This window comes from Streptomyces sp. VTCC 41912, assembly GCF_045799175.1.
In the GTDB taxonomy this organism is placed as follows: domain Bacteria; phylum Actinomycetota; class Actinomycetes; order Streptomycetales; family Streptomycetaceae; genus Streptomyces; species Streptomyces albulus_C.
In genome coordinates, this window is the sequence record NZ_JBJMAB010000013.1 from 161907 (window position 1) to 167906 (window position 6000).

Annotated in this window: 5 protein-coding genes and 1 rRNA gene; all 6 read right to left on the reverse strand. The window is 67.5% G+C overall.

What is annotated here, in order from left to right; genetic code table 11:
- Positions 1-45: 45 nt before the first annotated feature.
- Complete coding sequence (locus tag ACJ6WD_RS20555) at positions 46-1044, reverse strand: DUF881 domain-containing protein (protein ID WP_407616311.1); 999 nt, start codon at positions 1042-1044, stop codon at positions 46-48.
- 5 nt (positions 1045-1049) lie between these two features.
- Positions 1050-1382, reverse strand: coding sequence for a small basic family protein (locus tag ACJ6WD_RS20560; protein WP_016578706.1), 333 nt, complete (start codon positions 1380-1382; stop codon positions 1050-1052).
- A complete protein-coding gene (locus tag ACJ6WD_RS20565; RefSeq protein WP_233659578.1) occupies positions 1379-2302 on the reverse strand; it encodes a DUF881 domain-containing protein in 924 nt (307 codons plus the stop codon). Before ACJ6WD_RS20565 ends, ACJ6WD_RS20560 begins: the two co-directional genes overlap by 4 nt.
- Positions 2303-2386: 84 nt before the next feature.
- Positions 2387-4882, reverse strand: a complete 2496-nt coding sequence (locus tag ACJ6WD_RS20570) for a mannose-1-phosphate guanyltransferase (protein ID WP_233659579.1) — start codon at positions 4880-4882, stop codon at positions 2387-2389.
- 117 nt (positions 4883-4999) lie between these two features.
- Entirely contained in the window at positions 5000-5608 is a 609-nt protein-coding gene (locus tag ACJ6WD_RS20575) for a CDP-alcohol phosphatidyltransferase family protein (RefSeq protein ID WP_016578709.1), read from the reverse strand.
- 148 nt (positions 5609-5756) lie between these two features.
- Positions 5757-5873: ribosomal RNA gene (rrf, locus tag ACJ6WD_RS20580) — 5S ribosomal RNA — on the reverse strand.
- Between the last annotated feature and the right edge of the window lie 127 nt (positions 5874-6000).

A 6000-nucleotide genomic window follows, 5' to 3' on the forward strand; every position in this document is an offset into this window, starting at 1 on the left:
CCGCTACCTCATGCCCTCGCCGGGCCATCACCATACGTAGATGCCTCACTGGGATGACGACCGAGCGTAGTCAGGCCGCTTCGCCGCTCGCAAGGCGTCCACGATGATCTTCTCCTCACGGGTCACAGACACCTTGGCCTGCTCCTTTTCCAGTGTCTGGACCACTCCGCCGGGAATGTTGAGCGCCGGCTCCAGGTCCTCCGGCTTCCCGATGACCTTGAACCGGTACGGCGGCGTGACGCGCTTGCCGTCGATCTGCACGCCGCCCCGGAGGTCCGAGAGGTACGTGCTCGCGACGACGCGAACGCCGTTGACCTGGATGGCCTCGGCCCCGGCCGCCCGCAGCTCCTGGATGGTGTCCAACAGCTTGTCCGCCTCCACCGAGTGGTGGGGGTCGTCGATGGTCAGGTTTATGCCGGGCCCTTGCGCCGCGACGGTCCCGGCCAACACACCCAGCTGCTGTTCCTTCTCCACGGTCTGCTTACGGGCCTCCTCAGCCTGGTCCGAGCTGTTCTCCAGCTCGGTCTTCTGTCCCTCCAGGCGCCGCTGCTCGTCCGTCAACCGCTGGGAGCGATTGTCCAGTTCATCCAGAATGCGCACCAAGTCCTCTTGGCGTGCACCTCGCAGCGCACTGCTGTCACTGGTGGAACGTACCTGAATCGCGAGGCCGAGGCCGAGAATGAACAGGAGCAACGCGACGATCAGTTGAGCCCGGGTCAATCTCGGCGGCCACAAACTGGCGCGCAGCCGCTGCCGACCGGTCGTCCGCACTGCCGCGCCCTCCTCGCCCGCAGCCGTGTCCGTGTCGGCATCAACTGCCGCTTCGGCCCGCTTCTGTCCCGATTCCGGCTGCTGCTCCTTCACCGGCTCCGGCTCGGGTTCCCGGGGCCGCTCATCGGCCCATCCGGGCCGGCGGGGTCGCTCGGGCGGCATCGGCTGCCGCTCGGCGGCGCGCTCCGCAGAAGTGTCCTGCTCCGGGCCGGACCGTGGTTCCGACCGCTCCTCCGGCGTGCGCTCCGGCTCTGGGGTCTCGTCCGCTGCCACCGGCCTCACGCCCGGAAGACGTGCCGACGGATCGCGGCAGCATTGGAGAAGATGCGGATGCCGAGCACCACCACGACGCCGGTGGAGAGTTGGGCGCCGACGCCCAACTTGTCCCCGAGGAAGACGATCAGGGCGGCGACCACGACGTTCGAGAGGAAGGAGACGACGAAGACCTTGTCGTCGAAGATTCCGTCCAGCATCGCCCGCAGACCACCGAACACGGCGTCCAGCGCGGCGACGACAGCGATCGGCAAGTAGGGCTCGACCACCGTCGGCACCACGGGTCGGACGACGATTCCGACCACGACTCCCACGATGAGGCCCAGTACGGCGATCACGATGTGCCCTTCCCTGTGTCGGCGCCGTCCGCCTTCGCGGCACCGGCCTTCGGCTTTGCGGTACGTACGGTCAAACTCGGCGCGGGCGGCAGCGTGACCTCGCTCTCCACGGAAATCTTGGTGCGCACGCCGTAGTTCTCCTGCAACACGTGCAGGTACTGACCGTCGGCGCTGTCCTGGAACGCGGTGCTCAACCGCTGCCCGTCCCCCACCGCAAGCACCGTGTACGGCGGCACCAGCGGCTTGTTGTCGACCAGTATGGCGTCTCCCGCGGCTCTGATCGCCGAGAGTGACGTGAGCCGCTGCCCATTGACGGAGATCGCCTCCGCACCGGACTGCCACAGGCCGTTGACGACACGCTGCATGTCTCGGTCGCGCACCCGCCCGGTGTCGGAGAAGTCGCTGCTCTCCCGCGGCCCCCCGGTGCCGGCCTCGGACCCCTTGGCGTCGTCCACGACGAGTTTCACGCCCGGCCCGGTGACCTGCGTCGAACCGGCCAGCAGCGCCAGCAGTTCGGCCTTGCCGTCGCCGTGCTGCTTGAGCGCCTCACGCTGCATCCGATCGACCGTGTCCCGGGTCGAATCCACCCGCTGCTGCTGGGTGTCGGCCTCCCCGGTGCCCTTCTGGATGCGGTGGATCAGCTCCTCGCGCTCCTTGGCCAGCGTCGGCGCCGAGACCCGCGCCTGCGCCGCCCCCACGGTCACCACCAGCGCCGCCAGCACCAGCCCGGCCGCCAGGCCCAACTTCGCCCGCAGCGTGCGCGGCAGCCCGCTGACACCCTCGGCCGACTTCCGCTCGGCGGCCTCGGCGTACCCGTCGTCGAGGCTGTGGTCCATCACGTTGGTCAGCAGCGACATGGACGCATCGGGTCGCCCGGCCGAGGGGTGGGGGTTGCTCCGATCGGGGCGCTGCTGCGACATGCCGCACATCGTCGCACGTCGGCGGCATGGTCTCCCAATGGCCCCACCGGCGTGCCGATCGGGTGGCACGCCGGTGGGGAAGGATCAGCGTCCGGCGCCGTCCACCACGGCCGCCCACTCGTCCAGCAGCTGCTGCGCGGAGGCGTCGTCGGGGCCCTCCGCCCAGAGGTGGGTGACCGCCTCGGCCGGGTCGGGCAGCACCAGCACCCAGCGCCCGTCGGCCTCCACGATCCGCACGCCGTCGGTGGTGTCCACGTCGCGGTCGCCGGCCGCCTCCACGACGTGCCGCATGACCAGGCCCTTGACCGCCCACGGCGTTGCCAGGTCACGCCGCTGGACATGCGCCCGCGGGATCCGCGCGTCGATCTGGCTGAGCGTGAGCTGGGTGCGGGCCACCAGACCGATCAGCCGGACGAACGCCGCGGCGCCGTCGAAGACGCTGCTGAACTCCGGAATGATGAAGCCGCCCATGCCGTCGCCGCCGAACACCGTGTCGTCCGACCGCCCCACCCGCGTGAGGTCGTCCGGCGACGTCGTCGTCCACTCGACCTGCGTGCCGTGGTACGCCGCCACCTGCTCGGCGATCCGGGTCGTGGTCACGGGCAGCGCCACCCGTCCGCTGCGTCGGTCGGCGGCGACCAGGTCCAGCATCACCAGCAGCGCGCGGTCGTCCTCGATGATGCGACCGCGCTCGTCCACCAACGACAGCCGCTCGCCAACCGGGTCGAAGCGCACGCCGAACGCCGCCCGGGCCGAGGCGACGATCTCCCCCAGCCGGACCAGACCGGCACGGCGGGCCTCGACGGTCTCGGTGGGCCGGGACTCGTCGAGACCGGGGTTGATGGTCAACGAGTCGACGCCGAGCCGGCCCAGAAGGCTCGGCAGCACCAGTCCGGCGCTGCCGTTGGAGGCGTCGACCACGACCTTCAGACCGGACTCGGCGATGCCCGTGGTGTCCACCGCCCGCAGCATCGCTCCCGTGTAGGAGTCGAAGACGCTGGAGGGGAACTGGAGGTCGCCGATCTCCCCGGGGAAGGCCCGACGGTACTCCTGACGGGCGTAGACCCGGTCGAGCTTGCGCTGCCCCCCTTGCGAGAGGTCCGCGCCCCGCTCGTCGAAGAACATGATGTCGACGGAGTCGGGCACCCCCGGCGTGGTCCGCACCATGATGCCGCCGGCACTGCCCCGCGCGGTCTGCTGGCGGGCGACCGGCAGCGGTACGTTCTCCAGGTCGCGGACGTCGATGGCGCTCGCCTGCAGTGCGGAGATCACGGCGCGTTTGAGGGCCCGTGCGCCACGGGAGTGGTCGCGGGCCGTGGTGACCGTGGAGCCCTTCTTCAACGTGGTGGCGTACGCGCCGGCGAGCCGCACGGCGAGTTCGGGGGTGATCTCGACGTTGAGGATTCCCGTCACCCCGCGCGCCCCGAACAGGTGCGCTTGGCCGCGGGACTCCCAGATGACCGACGTATTGACGAACGCACCGGCCTCGATGGTCTTGAAGGGATAGACCCGCACATTGCCCTGGACGATCGACTCCTCGCCGATGAGGCACTCGTCCCCGATGACCGCGCCGTCCTCGATCCGCGCCGCCCGCATGATGTCGGTGTTCTTGCCGATCACGCAGCCGCGGAGATTGCTCTGCTGACCGACGTAGACGTTGTCGTGCACCACCGCCCGGTGGAGGAAGGCGCCGCTCTTCACGACGACGTTCGAGCCGACGACGGTGTGTTCGCGGATCTCCACGTCCGCCTCGACCTTGGCGTAGTCACCGATGTACAGGGGCCCTCGCAACACCGCGTCCGGGTGCACGTCCGCGCCTTCCGCGACCCACACACCGGGTGAGATTTCGAAGCCGTCGATGTCGACGTCGACCTTGCCCTCCAGCACGTCGGCCTGGGCCTTGACATAACTTTCGTGCGTGCCGACGTCCTCCCAATAGCCCTCGGCGACATAGCCGTAGATCGGCTTGCCTTCCTTCATGAGCTGTGGGAAGACGTCCCCGGACCAGTCCACCGGAACATCGGGATCGACGTAGTCGAAGACCTCCGGCTCCATCACGTAGATACCGGTGTTGACGGTGTCCGAGAAGACCTGTCCCCAGGTGGGCTTCTCCAGGAAGCGTTCGACCTGACCGCCCTCGTCGACGATGGTGATGCCGAACTCCAGCGGGTTCGGAACCCGCGTGAGGCAGACGGTGACGAGGGCGCCCTTTTCCTTGTGGAAGCGGATGAGATCCGTGAGGTCGAAGTCGGTGAGGGCATCACCGGAGATGACCAGGAAGGCGTCGTCCTTGAGGGCCTCTTCGGCGTTCTTCACGCTCCCGGCGGTGCCGAGTGGCTTTTCCTCATTGGCATAGGTGAGCTCCATTCCGAGCTCTTCCCCGTCGCCGAAATAGTTCCGGACGAGCGAGGCCAGGAATTGCACGGTCACGACGGTCTCGTTGAGACCATGCCTTTTCAGTAGCCGAAGTACATGCTCCATGATGGGCCTGTTGGCCACGGGGAGCAGCGGCTTGGGCATGCTGGACGTCATGGGGCGAAGGCGTGTTCCTTCGCCGCCGGCCATCACAACGGCCTTCATGTCGGAAGCGTCCTCCTCGAAGAGACGACGGTCTTGCCGACTTCACTTGTCAAGGGCGCCCGCTGGTTTCCCGAACGCGGGCGCCGGGCCTTGGCACGATCTGCCGATTCGGCCTGTTCAGTCGGCCGTGGCGTCCGCCCTGATGATCCTGCGGACCTGGACCACGTAGAGGATCCCTGCCCACCAGTACAGCGCCGTACCCCATCCGGCGAACGCCCATCCGAAAATAGCAGCGAGTGAGTGAAGCCAGCCACTTCCGTCACTGAGGAGCAGCAACGGGAACGCGTACATCAAGTTGAACGTAGCCGCTTTGCCCAGGAAGTTCACCTGGGGCGGACCATACCCGTGACGTCCGAGCAGCCCGACCGCGACCAGCAGCATCAGCTCACGGGCGAGCAGTGCCGCCGTCAGCCAGACCGGAAGGATCTCCCGCCAGGTCAGACCGACGAGGGTGGAGAGGATGTAGAGCCGGTCGGCGGCCGGGTCGAGGATCCGGCCCAGGCTGCTGACCTGGTTCCACCGTCGGGCGAGCTTGCCGTCGAGGTAGTCGCTGACGCCGCTCAGCGCGAGCACCAGCAGCGCCCAGCCATCGGCCCTCGGACCGCCGAATTCCGGCCAGAGGATCAGCCAGAGGAACACTGGCACGCCGACCAGGCGCGCCATGCTCAGAATATTCGGGATGGTGAGGACACGATCTGTCTGGATCCGCGTCTCCTGGACCTCCACGCGGAAGCCTCCTGTGCGAAAAATATGCCGATGATGCCCCCGACTTTACCTGGCCCACGGACCTCGCCGCGCTGCGGGTCCCCGTTCGGGAACGCAAGAAAGCCCCGTCGGGAACCGGAGTTCCCAACGGGGCTTTCTCTTACATTTAGTTCGGCGGCGTCCTACTCTCCCACAGGGTCCCCCCTGCAGTACCATCGGCGCTGAAAGGCTTAGCTTCCGGGTTCGAAATGTAACCGGGCGTTTCCCTAACGCTATAACCACCGAAACACTATGAAACTTAGAACAACCGTTGGTCTGTTCGTGGCTTCAGAACCAACACAGTGGACGCGAGCAACTGAGGACAAGCCCTCGGCCTATTAGTACCAGTCAACTCCACACCTTACAGTGCTTCC

Coding starts and splice junctions, on each gene's coding strand:
- ACJ6WD_RS20565 (WP_233659578.1), bottom strand. CDS start 2,302: ATGTCGCAGCAGCGCCCCGATCGGAGCAACCCCCACCCCTCGGCCGGG.
- ACJ6WD_RS20570 (WP_233659579.1), bottom strand. CDS start 4,882: ATGAAGGCCGTTGTGATGGCCGGCGGCGAAGGAACACGCCTTCGCCCC.